Genomic DNA, 20,613 nt, shown 5'->3' on the forward strand with positions numbered 1-20,613 from the left:
AACAGGCTAACCAGCAGGTTTCAACATGATTAATGACGTCATCACCCCGGAATTTGATGAGAACGGGCGGCCTTTACGCCGTATCCGCAGTTTTGTGCGCCGCCAGGGGCGCTTAACGAAAGGACAGCAGCTCGCGCTCGACAATTACTGGCCGGAGATGGGCGTCGAGTATCAGCCGCAGCCGCTGGACATGGTCGCGCTGTTTGGTCGCGAAGCGCCGCTGGTGCTGGAGATTGGTTTTGGCATGGGTGCCTCGCTGGTGACCATGGCGCAGAACAATCCGCATCAGAACTTCCTCGGCATTGAAGTGCATGCGCCAGGCGTCGGTGCCTGTCTGGCCTCGGCCAAAGAGGCTGGCGTGCAGAATCTGCGCGTGATGTGTCACGACGCGGTGGAAGTGCTGGAAAACATGGTGCCGGACAATTCGCTGCGCATGGTGCAGCTGTTTTTCCCGGATCCATGGCATAAGGCGCGCCACAACAAGCGCCGCATCGTCCAGGTACCGTTTGCCGAGCTGGTGCTGCGCAAGCTGAAGCTGGGCGGCGTGTTCCACATGGCGACCGACTGGGAAGAGTACGCCACGCACATGCTGGAAGTGATGAGCAGCATCGATGGCTATAGCAATCAGTCGGAGAGCCAGAATTACGTGCCGCGTCCGGAAACGCGTCCGTTAACCAAATTTGAGCAGCGCGGGCAGCGACTGGGCCATGGCGTATGGGATCTGATGTTTGAGAGGGTGAAATAATGGCTGTAAAACGTAGCCGCCGTTTACGTAAGAAGTTGCATGTTGATGAGTTTCAGGAGCTGGGCTTCTCTGTTGCCTGGCGTTTTGCCGAAGGCACCAGCGAAGAAGAGGTGGATGCCACGCTCGATCAGTTCATCAATGAGGTGATCGATCCGAATGGTCTGGCCTATGACGGCAGCGGCTATCTGGTGTGGGAAGGGCTGGTGTGTCTGCAGCAGACCGGCAAATGCACCGACGCGCACCGCGAGCTGGTGCGTAACTGGCTGGAAAAGAAAAATCTCGCCGATATTCAGGTCACTGAACTCTTCGACGTTTGGTGGGACTAAGTATCATCATTGGCGATAACTTCGCGCGATGAATCGCGCCGCTACACATTCAGTGCGTGTTGGTTGATTCGCTTGTCCAATGCACCTTTCGTAGCGGCGCAATTTATTGCGCATCGCCAGACGCAGCACAATGCCACCGCTTATCAGACTATTCACATCTGCAGGAGATTTCATGGTTCGTAAGGCTCTTCTCGCCGTGCTGCTGCTGACGGCAGCTCAGGCGCATGCTGACTATCAGTGCAGCGTCAATCCAAAGGATGATGTGATCATCAAACCCCAGAGCGTGCAGGTGGTGGGCAGCAACGGCAACCTTGAAATCACGCCGCAGGGCGATGTGCAGTTCAACGGCAAGGCGGTGAGCGTCGATAACGCCACGCGCCAGCAGGCGATTGACTACCAGAACGCGCTGCGTCGCGATCTGCCGTGGGTCGACAGCGGCGCAACCACCCGTCTGGAGCGGGGCCGCGTGGCGCTGGATAAAGTGATCGTCGAAAAACTCGGGGCGGACAGCAATGTGCGCAATCGCCTGACCACGCTGAACGGTCAGCTGAAGCAGCAGATGAACCGCATCATCGAGCATCGCCCGGATGGCCTGACTTTCCACCATCAGGCCATTGAGCAGGTGCGCGCCGACGGCGAGAAGCTGGTGCAGAGCACGCTGGGCGGGGTGTTGCAGGATAGCCTGAACGAGATGGGCACCAAACAGGCCGCCAGCGGCAGCAATCCGCTGCAGGCGCTGATGGGCAACCTCGGCGGGCTACAGCAGTCGATTCAGACTGAATGGAACAATCAGGAGCAGGATTTCCAGAACTTCGGTCATGAAGTGTGTAACCGGGTGACTGCACTGGAGAGCCAGCGCAAGACGCTGATGCAGAACGTAAAGGGCTAAGCCAGCCGCGTTGCCGCTGAATGCACGGAACATCACGGCGTCATTGTTCTTCTGAACAGTGGCGCCTTTTTTTATCCCCGCAGCTTTTAAGCCATGATTTAACGGGTTGTCTTAGATTCGGGACGAATCTGATAACGGCAAAATTTCCGCATTAATAACTATATCAACGGGCATTCAGCCTATTGAAATTATTAATTTCTAAGGAAATTTTATGTTATTTTCTGACACCTCTGCTTCCAGTTCACACCCGGTTTTATCACCCCCTGTGGTTATCGTTGCCGAACGCGGCTGGTACAACGATCCGCAAAAACGCTGGCAGGGAACGGTGCAAACGCCGGACGCCGTTGAAGTCATCCTAACGGTTAACGGTGGCAATCCGCTACGCGTGCCAGTGATCAATGGCCACTTCGAGTGGATGCCGCCGCAGCCGATGGCCGATGGTGAATACCAGCTAACCTTCACCGCCGTGGATGCCGCCGGCAATCACAGCGCACCTACGCGCGTGGATTACAATATCGATACTCATCCGCCCGCCAGACCGATCATCGAAGCGATAGAGGATCACGTTGCCGGCGGCGTGGAGGACGGTAACAGCATCCGCCGTAACGGCTATACCAATGATGATCAGCCGGTGGTACGCGGGCAGGCGGAAGCCAACGCGCTGGTTTATCTCTATAATGGCAACCAACTTCTCGCCTCTGTGCGTGCCGATGCGCAGGGTAACTGGCAGGCGCAGCTCGATCTGCCGCAGGACGGAACCTATAACCTGACGGCGCAGGCCGAGGACCGCGCCGACAACCGCAGTCAGCCGTCGCCGAAGTGGACCTTTCATCTCGATACGCTTACCCCGGAAACGCCAACGTTTAGCTATTACGACGACAATCGCGGGCTGTATCAGGGCCAGTTTGGCCGCGGCCAACCCACCGATGATGTCCGGCCGGAACTGCACGGCGAAGCCGAGCCCGGCAGCGTGGTGCGCATTCAGTATGCCGCACCAGGCGGTAAGTGGATTGTCGGCGGTACGGCCACCGTCGACAGCATTGGCCATTGGCACTAGACGCCGCCGCAGGATCTGCTGCCGGACGGCGACTGGCGTTTTCGCAGCCGCAGCAGCGATAAAGCCGGCAACGTCAGTCAATGGAGCGACAGCTGGACGCTGACTATCGACACCCGTATCAACACGCCCGCCATCCTGCAGGCTATCGATGACGTCGGCACCATCCAGCCGGTGCTGCCGGGTCAGACCACCGACGATAAGCGGCTCGATTTTTCCGGACAGGCCGAGCCTTACAGTCAGGTGACGCTGTACCAGAACGGCGTGGCAGCCGGCAGCGCGACGGTGGGGCCGATGGCCGCTGGCAGATTACCCCGGACCGCGACATGCAGACGGGTAGCAACAACTTTACGGTAAAAGCGGTCGATGTGGCGGGTAACGTCAGTGACTATGCGCCCAACTGGGCGATTAATTATGACTCTGGCGTGAAGCACAGTTCTGGTGAAGAGAACTGGAACTGCCGCGCCAATACCAGCTGGCAAACCGGCCGGGTGTATCAGTACGGCGGGTTGAAAGTCACCGAACTGAAACATGGCACCAGCAACAACTGTTTCTATACCGGCATCATGAACCGGCCGGATGGCTATGAAAGCAAAGCGATTGAGATGCTGGATCATTCGATCGTGCAGTTTGATTTTGGTGCCACCAATTACGTGGAGTTCAATTATGGCTATCTCCACAATTACGATACCTACGTGGATATCTTCTCCCCCAGCGGTGAGCTGCTGGGGCGCGAATACCTGCAGCCCGGTGGCGCCAGCCGGTCTGAGCAGGGCCTGAACACCTTTATCTGGCAGGCTCCGGCGGGCCAGCAGATTGGCTATATTGACGTCCATTCGGGCGAAGATCCGGATACCTATAAAAAAGTGCTGTGCTGGAACGTGCTGGTGAAGCGCGATGTGGGCTGGATTATTGATACTGTGCGCTGGGGCAAAGACGAGAGCCTGGTACAGCACCATACGCTGCCGGAAACGCTGGAACAGGAGGGCGCGCAGCTGCATCTGAATGATGTGCAGCAGTGGCTGGCGGCGCACAGCGGACAACTGCTGCAGGGCTTCTCTGCGCTGGTGCTGGAAGGAGAACATCAGCAGCTTGATTATCAGCAGCTGATGCAGCATATCAGCGGCCTGCAGCATATCGATCTCACTGGCTCAGGGGACAATCTGCTGCAGCTGGATGCGCAGCAGCTGTTACAGCAGGCGCACCAGAATGTGCTGCTGCCAGAGCGTACGCGCAGCTGGCTGATTGATGGTGATGCCGGTGACGTGGTGCAGCTCAGCGATAGCACGCAATTTTATCAGCAGTGGCAGCAGCAGGGGACGCAGCAGAGCGGTGGCAAAGTGTGGCAGGTGTTTGAGAGTGTCGACCACAGCGCAACGCTGTTAATCAATAATGAGGTGATGGTCGCCTGAGCGTAACAGATGCAGCCGTGCTGCACAGCACGGCTGCCAGCGGAAAAGGTGCGCGCCTTCTCCGCTGAATTTACATGAACAGCTCCAGCAGCGAATTGAGGAACAGTTTGCCTTTTTCGGTGATCTGCCAGTGCTCTGGCTGTTCCTGCACATAACCGGCGGCAATGGCTGCGTCGATCTGCGGGCGAATCACAGCCTCGTTCAGCCCGGTATAGCGCTGAAAGTCGGCGCGCGGTGCGGCTTCCAGCAGGCGGAAACGGTTCATAAAGAACTCGAACGGCTTGTCCTCGTCCGGCACGTCATGCTGCTTATCCAGATAGTTGCCCTTCATAAAACCGCGCGGATGACGGGTTTTCACCGTGCGCACGATGCGCCCGTCCGGCTGCGTCAGCTTGCCGTGCGCGCCACAGCCGATGCCGAGGTAATCACCGAAGCGCCAGTAGTTCAGGTTATGCTCGCAGCGATAGCCCGGTTTGGCGTAGGCCGAGGTTTCATACTGCTGATAGCCTGCGGCGCTCAGCAGCTGATGACCCTGCTCAAAGATATCCCACAGCGCATCGTCATCCGGCAATACCGGCGGGCGTGAACCAAACAGCGTGTTGGGCTCGATGGTCAGCTGATACCACGACAGATGTGGCGGATTGAGGGCAATCGCCTGGCGCAAATCGTCCAGCGCCTCTTCCAGCGACTGATCCGGCAGGCCGTGCATCAGGTCGAGGTTAAAGCTGCGCAGGCCGAGACCGGCCGCCAGCTGTGCCGCGCGGACCGCCTCGTCCGGACCGTGGATGCGGCCCAGGCGCGTCAGCTTTTGCGGACTGAAACTCTGCACGCCAATCGAAATCCGGTTAATGCCCGCCCGCTGATAGCCGCTGAAGCGATCGGCTTCCACCGTGCCCGGATTGGCCTCCATGGTGATTTCGGCGTCCGCCGCCAGCGGCAGGCGCGCACGCACGCCATCCATTAGCTGCTGCATCGCTTCGCTGCTCAGCAGGCTGGGCGTGCCGCCGCCGATGAAAATGGTGCGCACTTCGCGCCCGGCGGTCAGCGGCAGATCCTGGTCAAGATCGTTGAGCAGATGCTGCACATACTCGCTGTGCGGCACTTCGCCTTTAAGCGCGTGCGAGTTGAAGTCGCAGTACGGACATTTCTGCACGCACCACGGGATGTGGATATAAAGGCTTAACGGTGGTAACTCAGGCATTGCGCATCGCTTCCAGCAGCAGCGTCAATGCTTTACCCCGATGCGACACGGCACGCTTTTCATCCTTGCTCAGCTCGGCGGCGGTTTTACCCAGCGCCGGCACGTAGAAGATCGGATCATAACCGAAACCGCCTTCACCGGCGGCCGCGCGGGTAATCTCCCCGGCCCAGCTGCCGTGGAACACCAGCGGCGTCGGGTCGGCGGCGTGACGCACGTACACCAGTACGCAGTGGAACTGAGCCTGGCGCTCGCCGTCCGGCACCTGCTCCAGTGCCTGCAGCAGTTTGTCGAGGTTCTGCTGATCGCTGGCATCAACGCCGGCATAGCGCGCCGAGTAAATGCCCGGTGCGCCGCCCAGCGCATCGACCGCCAGCCCGGAGTCATCGGCAATCGCCGGCAGGCCGGTGATCTGCGCCGCGTGACGCGCTTTCAGGATGGCGTTTTCGATAAAGGTCAGCCCGGTCTCTTCGGCAGACTCTACGCCCAGCTCGGTTTGCGCCACGATATCCAGGCCGAAGGCCGCTAACAGATCGGCCAGTTCACGTACTTTGCCCGGATTACCGGTGGCGAGCACAACTTTTTGCATAACAGTTCCAGATTAACGAATTACAGCAGGTACCAGAGACCCGGGAACAGATCCATACCGAGGAAGTTCAGCGCATACAGCACCAGAATCACGATCATCGCCGAGAAATCAATGCCGCCCATCGCCGGCAGGATACGGCGAATCGGTGCCATCAGCGGTTCGGTCAGCTGGATCAGCACATAGTCCATCGCACCGCGTCCCTGGCTGATCCAGCTCATCAGCGAGCGAATGATGATCACCCAGAACACCAGATAGCCGGCGGATTTGACCAGTGACAGCAGGCCCACCAGCAGGTTGGTCGGATCGACGGAGAACACCCCGACCTGAATCAGCAGCAGAATCGGATATTTCAGCGTGGTCAGCACGAATGCCAGCAGCAGCGACGCGGTGTCAATCGGTCCCAGCGCCGGCAAAATGCGGCGCAGCGGTTTAACAATCGGCTGGGTGATCTTCACGACAAACTGCGCCAGCGGATTGTAAAAGTCACAGCGTGACCACTGCATCCAGATGCGCAGCAGCAGCACCATCACGTACAGATCAATCAGCGTTTTGACTAAAAACGTCAGTGTTAACATGAGGTTCCTCAATTATTGTTGTGAAGGGCGTGCATAATCCCGCGCGCCAAATACCGCGGTGCCGATGCGCACCATCGTACTGCCTGCGGCTATCGCCGCATCCATATCGTCGCTCATTCCCAGAGAAAGCGTATCGACGCCTGGATAGTCCTGTTGCAAGGCGCGAAACGCGCTGGCCATCTGCTGGCACACCGCCAGCTGGCGTGCGTAATCCTGCTCGGGCGCCGGAATCGCCATCAGTCCACGCAGGCGCAAACGCGGTAGGGCGGAAATCTGTTGTGCCAGCCCGGCGACGGCCTCCAGCATGATGCCAGATTTGCTGTGCTCGTCACTGATATTTACCTGAATTAACACGTTGAGCGGCGGCAGCGCGGCCGGACGCTGATCGTTCAGCCGCTGCGCGATACGCAGGCGGTCAACGGTGTGGCACCAGGCAAAGTTTTCCGCCACCAGACGGCTTTTATTGGATTGTAACGGCCCGATAAAGTGCCATTGCAGATCAGGATGTGCGGCCAGTTCGGCAACTTTTTCAACCCCTTCCTGCACGTAATTTTCACCGAAGGCGCGCTGTCCGGCGGCAATGGCTTCTGCGATAGCGCTCGCAGGTTTGGTTTTGCTCACTGCAAGCAGCGTAATTTCTTCTGGCGCGCGGCCGCAACGCGCGGCGGCAGCAGCGATCCGCTCGCGCACTTGCTGTAAGTTGTGCTCAATGGAAGTCATAGTCAGGAGAAGTTAAATGGATTTGGATGACGTTGTGGCGCTTAGTGTAAAGCATAATGCGGCCGATCTGCACCTTTGCAGCGGACATTTACCGCACTGGCGCCGGCAGGGCGTGCTGGAGCCAATACCGCAACAGCACACCTTGCCTGAGCGCTGGCTGCAGGCCTTTAGCGAGCAGTGGCTTAGCGCCGCGCAGCGCAGCGAGTTAGCCGGCAGCGGTCACGTCGATTTCGCCATCACGCTCGGCAATGGCAGCCGGCTGCGCGCCAATCTGTTCCGCCAGCGTCACGGACTGGCGCTGGCGCTGCGGCTGATTGCCAGTCAGCCACCGGATATAGCGCGCCTGCAGCTGCCGGACGTGGTGCGCTCGCTGCTGCAGCAGGAGGAAGGGCTTATCCTCATCACCGGCGCGACCGGCAGCGGCAAATCCACCACGCTGGCGGCGCTGGTGGATAGCCTCAATCGTCAGCAGGCGCGTCACATTATCACGCTGGAAGATCCGATCGAGTTCGTCCACCACAGCCAGCGTTCGCTGATTCAGCAGCGCGAAATCGGCGCGCACTGCGCTTCGTTTCAGCTCGGATTAAAAGCGGCGCTGCGTGAAGACCCGGATGTGATCCTGCTGGGTGAGCTGCGCGACAGCGAAAACATCCGGCTGGCGCTGACCGCTGCCGAGACCGGCCATCTGGTGCTGGCCACGCTGCATACGCGCGGCGCGACGCAGGCGGTGGACCGGCTGGTGGATGTGTTTCCGGCCGAGGAGAAAAACCTCGTGCGCACGCAGCTGGCCGGCAGCCTGAAAGCGGTGCTGGCGCAGCGTTTAGTCGCTGCCAAAGCCGGCGGCCGCATTGGCCTGTTTGAAGTGCTGGTGGCGACGCCGGCGGTCGCTAACCTGATCCGCGAAGGCAAAATGCATCAGCTGCCCGGTGTGTTGCAGACCGGCGCGCAGGCAGGGATGCAGACTTTCGCCCAGAGCGAGCAGGCCCGGCGTGAGGCGGGATTAATTTGAGCAGGGACGTGCCCTGAGAACCGCCGACACGGCGGGGCGAAACCGCGCGGCCGCGTCCGGGCTGATTTAATGCGTCTCGAACCAGTCCTGCAGGATAATCACCGCGGACTGCGAATCGATATGGCCTTTTTGCAGCGCGCGATAGCCGCCGCGTTCGAACAGGTCGGCACGCGCTTCTACGGTGCTCAGGCGCTCATCCTGCAGCTCCACCCGCACGCCGAAGCGGCCGTGCAGCCGGTTAGCAAACTTGCGCGCGCGCGCCGTCAGTGGCTGTTCGCTGCCGTCCATGTTGAGTGGCAGGCCAACCACCACATAATCCGGCTGCCACTCTTTCAGCAGCTTACCAATGAGCTCCCAGTCCGGCGTGCCGTCCTGCGCTTTCAGCGCGGTGAGCGGGCGCGCAGTGCCGGTCAGCTGTTGCCCGATGGCAACGCCGATGCTTTTGGTACCGAAGTCAAAGCCGAGCAGCGTTTCACTGGCCATCAGGCGTGCCCTGCATCGCTGGTCATGTTGTGGATGTCCACACCCATGCTGCGCGCGGCTTCACGCCAGCGTTCGGCAATCGGCGTCTGGAACAGGATTTGCGTATTGGCCGGCGTGGTCAGCCAGGCATTCTCCAGCAGCTCATTTTCCAGCTGATCCTTCTCCCATGCGCAATAACCCAGCGCTACCAGCACGTTCTCTGGCTGTTCACGCGTGCCGATCGCTTCCAGCACATCGCGTGAAGTGGTGATCACCGTATTGTCAGAAATACGGATACTGGAGGAGAATACGCGCTGGGCCGAGTGCAGAATAAAGCCACGATCTTCCGCCAGCGGACCACCGGCAAACACCGGTTTGTCCAGTTTGATGGCAGGATCGCGTTCTGATGGGCTGATCTTAAGTTTTTTCAGGATGCCTTCGACCGTCAGGTTGTCCATCGGCTTGTTAACGATCAAACCCATGGCACCCTCTTCGTTATGCTCGCAGATATACACCACCGAGCGTTTGAAGAAAGGGTCCTGCAGCGACGGCATCGCAATCAAGAAATGGTGCTGTAAATTCATTCTCACTCGTTTACCAAAAATAGCCGGTGCTGAACGGCTGCACCGACTTTGGGTGGTTCACGGAGCTCTCACTCCTGCGGCATCCTCAGCCCAAACGTTTTTCAATCGCGTCCATCAGCATGCCGGTGATGGAGACCGGGAACGCCGCCTCGATTTCGCGGATGCAGGTTGGGCTGGTGACGTTAACTTCTGTCAGTTTATCACCGATAATATCGAGGCCGACAAAAATCAGCCCTTTGGCTTTCAATGTCGGACCTACGCGGCGGGCAATTTCCCAGTCGCTGTCGCTCAGCGGACGGGCTTCGCCGCGGCCACCGGCGGCGAGGTTGCCACGGGTTTCGCCGCCCTGCGGAATGCGTGCCAGGCAGTATGGCACCGGTTCACCATCGACCACCAGCACGCGCTTATCACCGTCTTTGATCGCCGGCAGATAATTTTGCGCCATGCAGAAGAACTGACCGTGGTTGGTCAGCGTTTCAGTGATCACGCCGAAGTTGGCATCATCTTTTTTGATGCGGAAAATCGACGCGCCGCCCATGCCGTCGAGCGGCTTGAAGATCACATCGCCATGCTCCTGCCAGAACGCGCGCAGCTGCTCTTTGTTGCGCGTCACCAGCGTGTCTGGCGTCAGGTCGGCAAACCAGGCGGTGTAGAGTTTTTCGTTGCAGTCACGCAGGCTCTGCGGTTTGTTAACGATCAGCGTGCCTTGCTCTTCCGCGCGCTCCAGCAGATAGGTTGCGTAAATGAACTCGGTATCAAACGGCGGGTCTTTACGCATCAGCACCACGTTAAGATCGGCCAGCGGGATAGTCTGCCCGCTGCCAAACGTATACCACTGATCGTAGTTCTGCTCGACGCTCAGCAGCCGGGTGCGCGCGTAAGTCACGCCACCACGCAGCGACAGATCGCCCATCTCCATGTAGTGAATTTCATAACCGCGGCGCTGTGCTTCCAGCAACATGGCGAAGCTGGAGTCTTTTTTAATGTTGATGGACGAAATCGGGTCCATAACGATGCCAAGCTTAATCATTATTCTCTCCTCAAAGGGGAATTCAGCCACCCCGTTCCGTGCGAAAGCGTTGTGCTGGTCAGTTATCTGCGTGTGTCTTCGGGCTGAAAGTATCCCTTAACCGAGGTCACCAAACCTCACCTGAAGTGCCGTGATGGCGGTGAGCGCCGTGGTTTCGGTGCGCAAAACGCGCGGACCGAGCAGGATATCGGTAAAGCCGTGCTGCGCCGTCATGGCAATTTCCTCTGCCGACAGGCCGCCTTCCGGGCCAATCAGCAGCCGTATGCGCTCAACCGGCTGCGGCAGCGTATTGATGCTGTGGCTGGCGCGCGGATGCAGGTTGAGCTTCAGGCCGTCATCCGCTTCGGCACACCAGGCTTCGAGCGTCATCGCGGCGCGGATTTCCGGCACGCGATTGCGACCGCACTGCTCGCAGGCGGCGATGGCAATTTTCTGCCACTGCTGAATCTTTTTCGCCAGGCGTTCGGCATCCAGCTTTACGCCACAGCGTTCAGAAAACAAGGGCGTAATCACATTCACGCCCAGTTCGATCGATTTCTGGATAGTGAATTCCATTTTTTCACCGCGCGACATCACCTGACCGAGGTGTAAGTGCAGCGGAGATTCGCGATCATCAGGCTGGCTGGCAAGGACCTTTACTTTTACACGCTTTTTGTCGGCCTGGGTGATTTCGGCGCTAAAAGTCAGATTACTGCCATCAAACAGCTCGATCTGCTGTCCGGCGCTCATGCGCAACACGCGGCCGACGTGGTTGGCGGCATCCTCATCAAGCAGAACTTCACTGTTAACGGTTAGAGCTTCGGGGTGATAAATGCGGGGTATGCGCATGCGGTTCCTGCCTGCGTTATGCCGCATCGCGCGATGCGGCCCAATCGAAAAAAGCTAGTGTAGGGTAGCGCTTTCAGCGCTGGCAAGCCTGCTGTACCCAGGAATTGTGATTTCCCTGCACCGTGGCGATGCGCTGGTCACGTTCGCACTCCCACGGCGTGACCGGATACTGCTTGTTCCACGCGGTGAACAGCTGGGTTTGCTGGCGTGACAGGCGCAGATGATACTGGTCGCGCATATAGAAGTAGGTGCGGGCGATGGCGCCGCGCGCGCGCTCGGGAGGCTCGGCGCGCTTCTGCTTAAAATCGATCTTCATGCTGCACTGACCGTACTGCTGCTCGCCACCGTTCCACTGGCTGTACTGGAAGTTATTGCGGTCACCGTTCACTTCGCCGATGGCTGGCTGCAGGTTGTGCAGATCGCTTTCGATGCGGCGGTAGTCTGCGTCTTTGCTGCAGTTTTTCCGTCCGCCATTTTGCCAGCACTGACGCTGATGACCAAACTCCCACGCCGGCATGACGTGTTCCCACTCGATGCGTTCCGCGCGGTTGGCGTTCTTGCGCACGCTATAGCCGCAGCTGCTCAGATCCGGCACGCCTTTTTTACCGTGCCAGCTGATTTTGCAGCCGCAGTAAAAATCCGCCGGCGCATCCGCGTTGATCTTTGCCGCGACCACTTTCGCCTGCTGAAAATTGTTCTGGTTGTAATGGGTGAGACTGAGGCTGTACGCGCTGAGCGGCGCGACCAGCAGAGAGAGTAATAACAGCGTTTTGCGAGACATATTCCAAAAAGTAACCTGGTACCGAAAAAGGGCGGCAGGGTAACAGAATGGTCGGGCGCGGGGAATGAGAATCGCGGACTAATCCGCTGCGTATTCACCGGGTTGCAGCATCGTACCGCAATGCACGCAGCGATATTCGCTCTCACCACGCACCACGCGGTTATGGCGGCGTACCGTCAGCTGATGTTGCTGGCAGCGACAGCGATAGGGGAAGGTATTGCTACGCACCGAAGTGATTGCGAACTGGTGGGTGCGGCGGGCGGGCACGCCCAGCACGTCCTCCATCATCCATTTCCACTCTTTGCCGTGCGGCGGTACGCGGCCGAAGGTTTTCCACACCAGCAGATGCGCCAGCTCATGCGGCACCACTTCATCAATAAAAGCCTGCTGGTTTTCCAGCAGCAGCACCGGGTTGAGGCGAATTTGCCACTGCTCCAGCCACGCGGTGCCTGCGGCCGTGCCGCGCTGCTGATAAACCAGCGTTGGCTCTTCGAAATGACGTTCGAGTTTTTGCTGAGCCAGCTGCAAAAAATGGCGCAGCGAGCGCATGACGGCTTGTTGCAGGGCGATGGGCAGACGTGGCGTTTTCATGTGCGGCAGCATAAGGCGTTGCAGCGGGGTACGCAACTGCATGCGCACAGGCGGCAGATAAAAAAAGGGCCGCCCTGCGGCAGCCCCGGTTAACGCGTCTGGCCTTACTGCTGGCCGATATCGCGCAGTTTTTTGCCCGACATCAGGTTGCGCTCGATGTGCTCCAGCGAGACGTTTTTGGTCTCCGGAATCAGCGCGACCGTCAGCAGAATAAAGAACACGTTCAGCGCGGCGTAGACCCAGAAAGTCGGCGCGTTGCCCAGCGAGTTCAGCATGGTCAGGAAGGTGGCACCAACGATCATGTTGGCAATCCAGTTGGTCGCGGTAGAGACGGTGATACCAAAATCACGCCCTTTCAGCGGCTGGATTTCAGAACACAGTACCCAAATCAGCGGACCGGCTGACATCGCGAAGCCAACAATGAACATCAGCAGCATGGCGATGGCAAAGTACTGCTCACCGGCAGAGTTAATGCCAATGTGCAGCATGGTACCGAGGATACCCATGCCGGCTGCCATCACCAGGAAGCCCAGCACCAGTGTTGGTTTACGGCCCCAGCGATCCACCAGACCGATAGCGATAAAGGTGGCCAGCACGTTCACCAGACCCACGATCACGGTGCCCCACATTTGCTGCGTGGTATTGGCGAAGCCGGCGATTTCGAAGATTTTCGGTGCGTAGTACATGATGACGTTCATGCCGGTGAACTGCTGCATCACCTGCAACAGCACGCCGAGGAACACCGCGCGGCGGAAGTTGCTGTTGCTCTGGAACAGCTGCCAGCCGGACTGTTTGATCTTCAGGCTTTCGCGGATCTCATCCAGCTCGCGTTTCGCCTGCTCGCTAGTGTCACGCAGGCGATCCAGCACGCGCTGTGCATCGCGGAAGTCACCTTTCGCCGCCAGCCAGCGCGGGCTGTTTGGCAGGAACACCACGCCAACCAGCAGCAGCACCGCCGGAATAGTGATGATGCCCAGCATCCAGCGCCAGTCGCCCGAAGCACTGAACGCGGTGTCAGAAAGGTAAGCGCCGAGAATACCGATGGTGATCATCAGCTGATACAGGGAAATCATACTGCCGCGGATCTTCTCCGGTGCGATTTCCGAGAGATACAGCGGGGCGGTATAAGAGGCAACGCCGACGGCAAGGCCGAGCACCACGCGTGCGGCAATCAGCATTTCCGGGTTTGGCGCCATCGCCGACCACAGTGAACCGATAACGAACAGGATGGCACCGGCCATCAGGCTCTTTTTACGGCCGAGACGCGAAGACATCCAGCCGCTGCCCACAGCACCGACCGCAGCACCGAACATCATTGAGCTGACGATCCACTCCTGCTGATGTGCGGTAACGTTGAAATCTTTCGCGATGAAGGGCAGAGCACCGGCGATAACGCCGATATCCAGACCGAACAGCAGGCCCGCCAGAGCGGCCAGAAAGCAGACAAACAGGGTCATCGCCTTGTTTGAGGTTCTGCTTTTGTGAGTATTACCAGGCATATTGCCTCCGAAGTTTATCCATCTTTGTTTTTATCAATGTTAAGTAAGCTGCCTGCGGGAAAAAGTGAGTGCGATCACATCGATGTAATCGGTTACACACGCTGAAACCCTGTAATCCAGCATTTTTTGCCCGAATCAGTCACATAACCAGTAAGGTATAGCACCCTTTAAGTTTCTGACATCACTATAAATATCGGCTATCAGACGACGCTGAAAATAACGCATTTTCATCACCGTTACTACGCTGAAAAATCTCTAAATTGAAGATATTAAAAGGATTTCAAAATGTAATCGTTAACACTTTGTTGTAAGCGCAGTGCTAACAGTGTAGACAGCGCTGAAAAATGCGCCTGCGGTGGTATAGACAAAAAGTGTGATGATGCAGAGGCGCGTTGGATTGGTTCGGAGATATAGTAAATAACCACTTTATTTGAGTGGTTATTGTTCATTTATGATACTATCGGTGCCAGGAACAATTTCTTTCGGAAAGGGAAATCGAATAATGAGTAGCTTATTTCTTCAGGTTGATGGTGTTGCAGGGGAGTCAAGAGACGCCACGCATATGGGCTGGATTGATATTGATAGCTACAACTGGGGGGCCTGGCGATCCGGCAGAGAAGCCGGTATGGGCAGTTATCGCAATCTGGTGGTCAAGGCAAAAATTGATAAGGCTACTCCCGCAATGCTGTTGTTAACGTCGAGTGGTCGAAAGCTAAGAAAAATCATCGTATCGGCTTGCAGAGCAGGAACGGGCCAGCAGGAATACTATCGTATAACACTGGAAAATGTGCAGGTGTTCGAAGCTCAGCTTAATGATAATGATGTAGTTGCGTCAGTCGAGTATGAATTTCAGGCTGATATCGTCAAAATCCAATACTGGGAGCAAACGGCTGCAGGGGGCAAAGGCGCTGAAACGCGTTCAGGCTGGAACATTAAAGAGAATACTTCAGCGTTTTAATAAGGAAGATATTCATGGAAGACATTACTAAATCGATCCTGCTATTTTCATCACAAAAGAAAGAAAATGATTTTCGCGCAGATGACATGCTTTGTGGGGACTTGACAACAGAAATATGTATAAACAAATACGGCCTTAATAATGTTTCTGCAAAGTTGAATCCTTACACACTTGAACCAACTTCAGTCTTTAATCGTAAAAAGCTAAATAAATATGAAGCGGCTAAAATACTTTTTTCTGAGTTCAGGGAGTTGGCTAGATTTCATTCGTTCTATGGTCCATATAAAGAGATAATATTTCAAATTATAAATCATATGGAGTTAAACTCTGGCAGGCCTTATCAATCACTATTACTCAATTCAGCATTTAAAGAAATGCTATTAAAACAGGCGCCAGAAAGTAGCATGCTCAACAGAATCAAACTGGCGTTACAGGATAGCTTGTTAAACCACTCAGAGTTCGACCCTGAGAGGTTAAAAGCTGATATGATGAAAATGTCTAAGCCTAAATTTTCCAGAAAAGTGGACAATTTTAACGGCCTGGGCATTAGCATCCATGACATTCATCATGTCAGCATCACGCTGGAAAACGTCTGTTATTCTCAGCATAGATATTCTGCTAAGATCAAAGTAAAAGGTCAGGATCATTTTGGACTAGACGATAGAGACATCTTGCATCCACTCTATAACAAGCTCAGAATATTCAACATATGGTTTATCCTGCAAAGACATAAGGATTATGCTTACAAGCCTTTCTTCACGAATATGGAGGCAACAATAGAGTTATCATGAATAAAAAGCCCCGAATTGTAATAATTCTTTTGTCTTTTAGTCTCATCTTTTTATCCATATTAATTTGGGTGGGCGCCTCTTCTGAACCTGAAATTAAAGATGCTTTTTTTGAGAATGGCGCATTAATGGTCGTTGTTCAGCATCCCCCCTCATCAGGTAAAGCACTTGAGAATTGGTGGATGAATAAACTTAAGCCAATGATTGATCAGCTACCGAACCCGCAGCAACACGATTTAAAATCCATATTCGTGGTGAATTTTAACGGCGGATATAAATCTTTATCGTTTTCTGAAAAGGATTTCTCTGGCGAAAGTGATGAGGATTACATTTGTTTTGAGAAAATAAAAAGCAAAAAAAGATGCTTATTAAAAGACTATCCGGTTTTTATAAATGTTGGGAGTGTTTATTATTCATTGCATATGGGTGAGTTGACTATAAACCTAAAAAAATAGCTTTTTTAATGGTCTTCTAGTGAGTGTACGGAAAAGTAGTACATTCAGCGTATTAAAATAAAAGTTTGCTGTTATAAAAAAGCCCGCTTGCGCGGGCTCGATTTCACCTTCTCCGCTAAGAGAAGATCGGGGTGAGAGCCGTTGCCCGCACCCGCGTTGATTACAGGCCTGCGGCCTCGCGCAGCTGGGCGGCTTTGTCGGTCTGTTCCCACGGGAAGTGTTCACGACCAAAGTGACCGTAGGCAGCGGTTTCTTTGTAGATTGGCTTCAGCAGATCCATCATCTGAATCAGACCGTATGGACGCAGGTCGAAGAACTCACGCACCAGCAGCGTCAGCTGTTCGGTTGAAACTTTCTCGGTACCGAAGGTTTCCACCATGATTGAGGTCGGTTCTGCCACACCAATCGCGTAAGAAACCTGGATTTCGCAGCGATCGGCCAGGCCAGCGGCAACGATGTTTTTCGCCACGTAGCGCGCAGCGTAAGCCGCTGAGCGGTCAACTTTCGATGGATCTTTACCGGAGAACGCGCCGCCGCCGTGACGGGCCATGCCGCCGTAGGTATCGACGATGATTTTACGACCGGTCAGGCCGCAGTCGCCCATCGGGCCGCCGATCACGAAACGACCGGTTGGGTTGATGTGGTATTTGGTGCTGGCGTTGATCCACTCGGTCGGCAGTACCGGCTTGATGATCTCTTCCATCACCGCTTCACGCAGATCGGCCTGAGAAATCTCTTCTGAATGCTGAGTTGACAGCACTACCGCATCGATACCGACAATCCTGCCGCCGTCGTACTGGAAGGTAATCTGGCTTTTGGCATCCGGGCGCAGCCATGGCAGCGTGCCGTTTTTACGCACTTCAGCCTGACGCTGCACCAGACGGTGCGCGTAGGTCACCGGTGCCGGCATCAGCACGTCGGTTTCATTGGTGGCGTAACCAAACATCAGGCCCTGGTCGCCCGCGCCCTGTTCCAGCGGATCGGTACGGTCTACGCCCTGGTTGATGTCCGGCGACTGTTTACCAATCGCGCTTAGCACCGCACAGGAGTTAGCATCAAAGCCCATATCGGAATGAACATAGCCGATTTCACGTACGGTATTGCGGGTGATCTCTTCGATATCGACCCAGGCGCTGGTGGTGATCTCACCGCCAACCAGCACCATACCGGTTTTTACGTAGGTTTCGCAGGCGACGCGTGCTTTGGGATCCTGTTCAAGGATGGCGTCCAGCACGGCATCGGAAATCTGATCGGCGATTTTATCAGGATGTCCTTCTGATACGGACTCGGATGTAAAAAGGTGTTTAGCCATTCTGTTCTTTACCTTGCAAATGGTTTGAATTCGACTGCATAGCGTAAGCGGGATGATGCCAGCTCGACGCCCCTTCAGGCAAAGCCGCAAGCAGTAGGAAGTGTCAGCGTACCAGGCTCACACCGCCTGGATGTTAATCAGTTTAGATGGAAAACCATCTGGACGGCTATTTTAGGTCACTCAGTGCGCGTTTTTCCAGTGCTTTTTCGCCATCCGCATTTATCGCTACAGATCAACTGGAATATTTTCCTGACACCCGCCGCAGCGCGCCGACAAAGATTTTGCATTTTGCCGCGTCAGACTGTATAAAACGCCGCAGTTGTCCCATGGATGACGCCCCCGTGCGTCGCGCTGTCAGAGGCTGTTGATCTGATTTTCATCCACTCCGTTTCCGCATGCTGTTAGCAGGCGCTGGAGGTGATAAAAACAATGAACCACATTTTCGCTCTCTTCGGTTCACGGCGCCGTTCTGGCGCGCTGGCACGCCTTTCCATTTCCAGTTCTGCTCTTTTCTCTCGTCGAAGTTTTCTGCGCTGCGGTAATTATCCCGACACGAGCGCCGGCTAAGCTATTCCCCCAGTTTCTCTGCTGTGTTTCACTCGCCTGTGGTGAGGTGATGCGGGACGATTTTGCCCCGGTGTTCACCGCTTCCGGCACGGTGTTTTACACTTAACCTCAGTAAGGCGCACGGTAACCTGCTGAGGCAAGATAAGCAGAATGAGGAAATTTCCATCCGGCGCAGTAGCAGCAAAATCCGGCAACTTTTTCATATTTCAACGGAAAATTGAGGTTCGTGATGTCTGACGACATGAAGAATATCAAGGGTTCGTCAGCTGGCGAACAGGGTGTACTCCGCTCGATGCAGGAGGTGGCGATGAACGATCAGGACGCAAGCAGAATGCTGCGCACCTACAACATTGCCTGGTGGGGAAACAACTATTACGACGTCAACGAACTCGGCCACATCAGCGTCTGCCCGGATCCGGATCAGCCGGAGGTGCGCGTTGACCTGGCGAAGCTGGTTAAAGAGCGCGAGGCCGACGGCCAGCGCCTGCCTGCGCTGTTCTGCTTCCCGCAAATTCTGCAGCACCGTCTGCGTTCGATTAATGCCGCCTTTAAACGCGCGCGTGAATCTTACGGCTATAAGGGCGACTACTTCCTGGTTTACCCGATCAAAGTTAACCAGCATAAGCGCGTGATTGAATCGCTGGTCAACTCCGGCGAGCCGCTGGGGCTGGAGGCGGGTTCCAAAGCTGAGCTGATGGCGGTGCTGGCGCACGCCGGAAAAACCCGCTCGGTGATTGTGTGTAACGGCTACAAAGACCGCGAATATATCCGTCTGGCGCTGATTGGTGAAAAGCTCGGCCATAAAGTCTATCTGGTGATTGAGAAGATGACCGAAGTGCGCCTGGTGCTGGAAGAAGCCGAGCGGCTTAACGTGGTGCCGCGCCTCGGCATCCGCGCCCGTCTGGCATCGCAGGGCTCCGGTAAGTGGCAGTCGAGCGGCGGCGAGAAATCCAAATTTGGTCTGGCGGCATCGCAGGTGCTGCAGCTGGTCGATATCATGCGCAAAGCGGGTCGTCTCGACAGCCTGCAGCTGCTGCATTTCCACCTCGGCTCGCAGATGTCCAATATTCGCGATATCGCCACCGGCGTGCGTGAATCGGCGCGCTTCTATGTTGAGCTGGCGAAGCTGGGCGTCAACATCAAGTGCTTTGACGTCGGCGGCGGGCTTGGGGTTGACTACGAAGGCACACGTTCGCAGTCAGACTGTTCAGTCAACTACGGCCTGAACGAATACGCCAATAACGTGATCTGGGCCATCGGCGACGCCTGTGAAGAGCACGGTCTGGAGCATCCGACCGTGATTACGGAATCGGGGCGTGCGGTGACCGCGCACCATACCGTGCTGGTCTCCAACATCATCGGCGTTGAGCGCAATGAATTCAGTACGCCGGTCGCACCGGATGCCGACTCACCGCGCCCGATTCAGAGCCTGTGGGATACCTGGCAGGAGATGCACGAGCCAAGCGTACGCCGTTCGCTGCGCGAATGGCTGCATGACAGCCAGATGGACCTGTTCGACATCCATACCGGTTATTCGTCAGGCACCTACGATCTCGGTCAGCGCGCCTGGGCAGAGCAGCTGTATCTCAGCATCTGCCACTATATTCAGCAGCACCTTGACCCGAGCAACCGCGCCCATCGGCCGATCATCGATGAGCTGCAGGAGCGCATGGCGGACAAGATTTACGTCAACTTCTCGCTGTTCCAGTCGATGCCGGATGCGTGGGGCATCGATCAGCTGTTCCCGGTACTGCCGCTGGAAGGGCTGAACAAAACTCCGCAGCGTCGTGCGGTACTGCTGGATATCACCTGTGACTCCGATGGCACCATCGATCACTACGTTGACGGCGACGGTATTGCCACCACCATGCCAATGCCGGAGTACGATGTGGATAATCCACCGATGCTGGGCTTCTTTATGGTCGGGGCGTATCAGGAAATCCTCGGCAATATGCACAACCTGTTTGGCGATACCGAAGCGGTTGACGTTTTCGCCTTCCCGGATGGCAGCGTAGAAGTGCAGCTGTCTGATGAGGGGGATACCGTGGCGGATATGCTGCAATACGTGCAGCTCAATCCTAACGATTTGATGACGTTATTCCGCGATCAGGTAAAACAGCAGCAGGATATTGACGAAGAGCTGCGGGCGCAGTTCCTTGAAGAGTTTGAGAGTGGGCTTTACGGCTACACCTATCTCGAAGACGAGTAAGTGTATTTCCCGCAACGGGCTCCGGCTGGAGC

Annotated in this window: 22 protein-coding genes; 10 read left to right on the top strand and 12 right to left on the bottom strand. The window is 56.1% G+C overall.

The window, feature by feature from the left end; genetic code table 11:
• Window positions 1-25 precede the first annotated feature (25 nt).
• The 5 genes from trmB (at window position 26) to K7H94_RS03660 (ending at window position 4,426) form a co-directional block, all read left to right on the top strand.
• On the top strand, window positions 26-745 hold the full coding sequence (trmB, locus tag K7H94_RS03640) for a tRNA (guanosine(46)-N7)-methyltransferase TrmB (protein WP_021506621.1): 720 nt from the start codon (window positions 26-28) through the stop codon (window positions 743-745).
• Window positions 745-1,071, top strand: coding sequence for a YggL family protein (locus K7H94_RS03645; protein ID WP_021313105.1), 327 nt, complete (start codon window positions 745-747; stop codon window positions 1,069-1,071). The genes trmB and K7H94_RS03645 overlap by 1 nt, the downstream gene beginning before the upstream one ends.
• A 172-nt stretch (window positions 1,072-1,243) precedes the next feature.
• Window positions 1,244-1,960 (top strand): YggN family protein, encoded by a 717-nt coding sequence (locus K7H94_RS03650; protein WP_222951665.1) that lies wholly within the window; start codon window positions 1,244-1,246, stop codon window positions 1,958-1,960.
• Between the two features lie 211 nt (window positions 1,961-2,171).
• Window positions 2,172-3,017 (top strand): Ig-like domain-containing protein, encoded by an 846-nt coding sequence (locus K7H94_RS03655; RefSeq protein WP_222951666.1) that lies wholly within the window; start codon window positions 2,172-2,174, stop codon window positions 3,015-3,017.
• 323 nt (window positions 3,018-3,340) lie between these two features.
• Window positions 3,341-4,426, top strand: coding sequence for a hypothetical protein (locus K7H94_RS03660; RefSeq protein ID WP_222951667.1), 1,086 nt, complete (start codon window positions 3,341-3,343; stop codon window positions 4,424-4,426).
• 70 nt (window positions 4,427-4,496) lie between these two features.
• On the opposite strand, the gene hemW is transcribed toward K7H94_RS03660, so the two are convergent.
• From hemW to K7H94_RS03680, 4 genes are read right to left on the bottom strand one after another with little or no spacing between them, the layout of a single operon-like run.
• Window positions 4,497-5,627, bottom strand: coding sequence for a radical SAM family heme chaperone HemW (gene hemW, locus K7H94_RS03665; protein ID WP_059011655.1), 1,131 nt, complete (start codon window positions 5,625-5,627; stop codon window positions 4,497-4,499).
• Window positions 5,620-6,213 carry an XTP/dITP diphosphatase gene (locus tag K7H94_RS03670; protein WP_059011651.1) on the bottom strand — a complete coding sequence of 198 codons (594 nt, stop codon included), beginning with the start codon at window positions 6,211-6,213 and terminating at the stop codon, window positions 5,620-5,622. The genes hemW and K7H94_RS03670 overlap by 8 nt, the downstream gene beginning before the upstream one ends.
• Before the next feature lie 20 nt (window positions 6,214-6,233).
• Window positions 6,234-6,788, bottom strand: coding sequence for a YggT family protein (locus K7H94_RS03675; RefSeq protein WP_021506626.1), 555 nt, complete (start codon window positions 6,786-6,788; stop codon window positions 6,234-6,236).
• Between the two features lie 12 nt (window positions 6,789-6,800).
• A complete protein-coding gene (locus tag K7H94_RS03680; protein WP_222951668.1) occupies window positions 6,801-7,508 on the bottom strand; it encodes a YggS family pyridoxal phosphate-dependent enzyme in 708 nt (235 codons plus the stop codon).
• Window positions 7,509-7,524: 16 nt separating this feature from the next.
• On the opposite strand from K7H94_RS03680, the gene K7H94_RS03685 reads away from it, so the two are divergent.
• Window positions 7,525-8,517, top strand: a complete 993-nt coding sequence (locus K7H94_RS03685; RefSeq protein WP_222951669.1) for a type IV pilus twitching motility protein PilT — start codon at window positions 7,525-7,527, stop codon at window positions 8,515-8,517.
• A gap of 66 nt (window positions 8,518-8,583) precedes the next feature.
• Here the strand turns inward: K7H94_RS03685 and ruvX are convergent, their stop codons facing one another.
• The 7 genes from ruvX to K7H94_RS03720 all read right to left on the bottom strand — a co-directional run bounded on the left by ruvX (window position 8,584) and on the right by K7H94_RS03720 (window position 14,292).
• Window positions 8,584-9,000 (bottom strand): Holliday junction resolvase RuvX, encoded by a 417-nt coding sequence (ruvX, locus tag K7H94_RS03690; RefSeq protein ID WP_058757113.1) that lies wholly within the window; start codon window positions 8,998-9,000, stop codon window positions 8,584-8,586.
• The gene (locus K7H94_RS03695; protein ID WP_021506630.1) at window positions 9,000-9,563 is read right to left on the bottom strand and encodes a YqgE/AlgH family protein; all 564 of its coding nucleotides are present in this window, start codon (window positions 9,561-9,563) and stop codon (window positions 9,000-9,002) included. The genes ruvX and K7H94_RS03695 overlap by 1 nt, the downstream gene beginning before the upstream one ends.
• Window positions 9,564-9,648: 85 nt before the next feature.
• The gene (gshB, locus tag K7H94_RS03700) at window positions 9,649-10,593 is read right to left on the bottom strand and encodes a glutathione synthase (RefSeq protein WP_222951670.1); all 945 of its coding nucleotides are present in this window, start codon (window positions 10,591-10,593) and stop codon (window positions 9,649-9,651) included.
• Window positions 10,594-10,689: 96 nt separating this feature from the next.
• Window positions 10,690-11,421: a 16S rRNA (uracil(1498)-N(3))-methyltransferase gene (rsmE, locus tag K7H94_RS03705; protein ID WP_222951671.1), complete on the bottom strand. Its 732-nt coding sequence runs from the start codon at window positions 11,419-11,421 to the stop codon at window positions 10,690-10,692.
• A 73-nt stretch (window positions 11,422-11,494) separates the two neighbouring features.
• Complete coding sequence (gene endA / locus K7H94_RS03710; protein ID WP_021506633.1) at window positions 11,495-12,202, bottom strand: deoxyribonuclease I; 708 nt, start codon at window positions 12,200-12,202, stop codon at window positions 11,495-11,497.
• Window positions 12,203-12,280: 78 nt separating this feature from the next.
• The gene (locus K7H94_RS03715; RefSeq protein ID WP_222951672.1) at window positions 12,281-12,793 is read right to left on the bottom strand and encodes a SprT family zinc-dependent metalloprotease; all 513 of its coding nucleotides are present in this window, start codon (window positions 12,791-12,793) and stop codon (window positions 12,281-12,283) included.
• Window positions 12,794-12,897: 104 nt separating this feature from the next.
• On the bottom strand, window positions 12,898-14,292 hold the full coding sequence (locus K7H94_RS03720) for a sugar porter family MFS transporter (protein WP_031279461.1): 1,395 nt from the start codon (window positions 14,290-14,292) through the stop codon (window positions 12,898-12,900).
• Between the two features lie 499 nt (window positions 14,293-14,791).
• Here K7H94_RS03720 and K7H94_RS03725 point away from each other — a divergent pair, with 499 nt between their 5' ends.
• Genes K7H94_RS03725 through K7H94_RS03735 form a run of 3 tightly spaced genes read left to right on the top strand, consistent with a single transcriptional unit; the run spans window position 14,792 to window position 16,493 of the window.
• Entirely contained in the window at window positions 14,792-15,250 is a 459-nt protein-coding gene (locus K7H94_RS03725) for an Hcp family type VI secretion system effector (protein WP_159377984.1), read from the top strand.
• Window positions 15,251-15,264: 14 nt separating this feature from the next.
• Window positions 15,265-16,041 carry a DUF3289 family protein gene (locus tag K7H94_RS03730; protein WP_222951673.1) on the top strand — a complete coding sequence of 259 codons (777 nt, stop codon included), beginning with the start codon at window positions 15,265-15,267 and terminating at the stop codon, window positions 16,039-16,041.
• Window positions 16,038-16,493 carry a DUF943 family protein gene (locus K7H94_RS03735; protein ID WP_222951674.1) on the top strand — a complete coding sequence of 152 codons (456 nt, stop codon included), beginning with the start codon at window positions 16,038-16,040 and terminating at the stop codon, window positions 16,491-16,493. The genes K7H94_RS03730 and K7H94_RS03735 overlap by 4 nt, the downstream gene beginning before the upstream one ends.
• Window positions 16,494-16,653: 160 nt before the next feature.
• Here the strand turns inward: K7H94_RS03735 and metK are convergent, their stop codons facing one another.
• A complete protein-coding gene (gene metK, locus K7H94_RS03740; RefSeq protein ID WP_058771539.1) occupies window positions 16,654-17,805 on the bottom strand; it encodes a methionine adenosyltransferase in 1,152 nt (383 codons plus the stop codon).
• A 796-nt stretch (window positions 17,806-18,601) separates the two neighbouring features.
• Between metK and speA the strand changes: the two genes are divergently transcribed.
• Window positions 18,602-20,581: a biosynthetic arginine decarboxylase gene (gene speA / locus K7H94_RS03745; protein WP_071813582.1), complete on the top strand. Its 1,980-nt coding sequence runs from the start codon at window positions 18,602-18,604 to the stop codon at window positions 20,579-20,581.
• The last annotated feature ends 32 nt before the right edge of the window (window positions 20,582-20,613 follow it).

The organism is Pantoea dispersa (assembly GCF_019890955.1).
GTDB classification, from domain to species: domain Bacteria; phylum Pseudomonadota; class Gammaproteobacteria; order Enterobacterales; family Enterobacteriaceae; genus Pantoea; species Pantoea dispersa.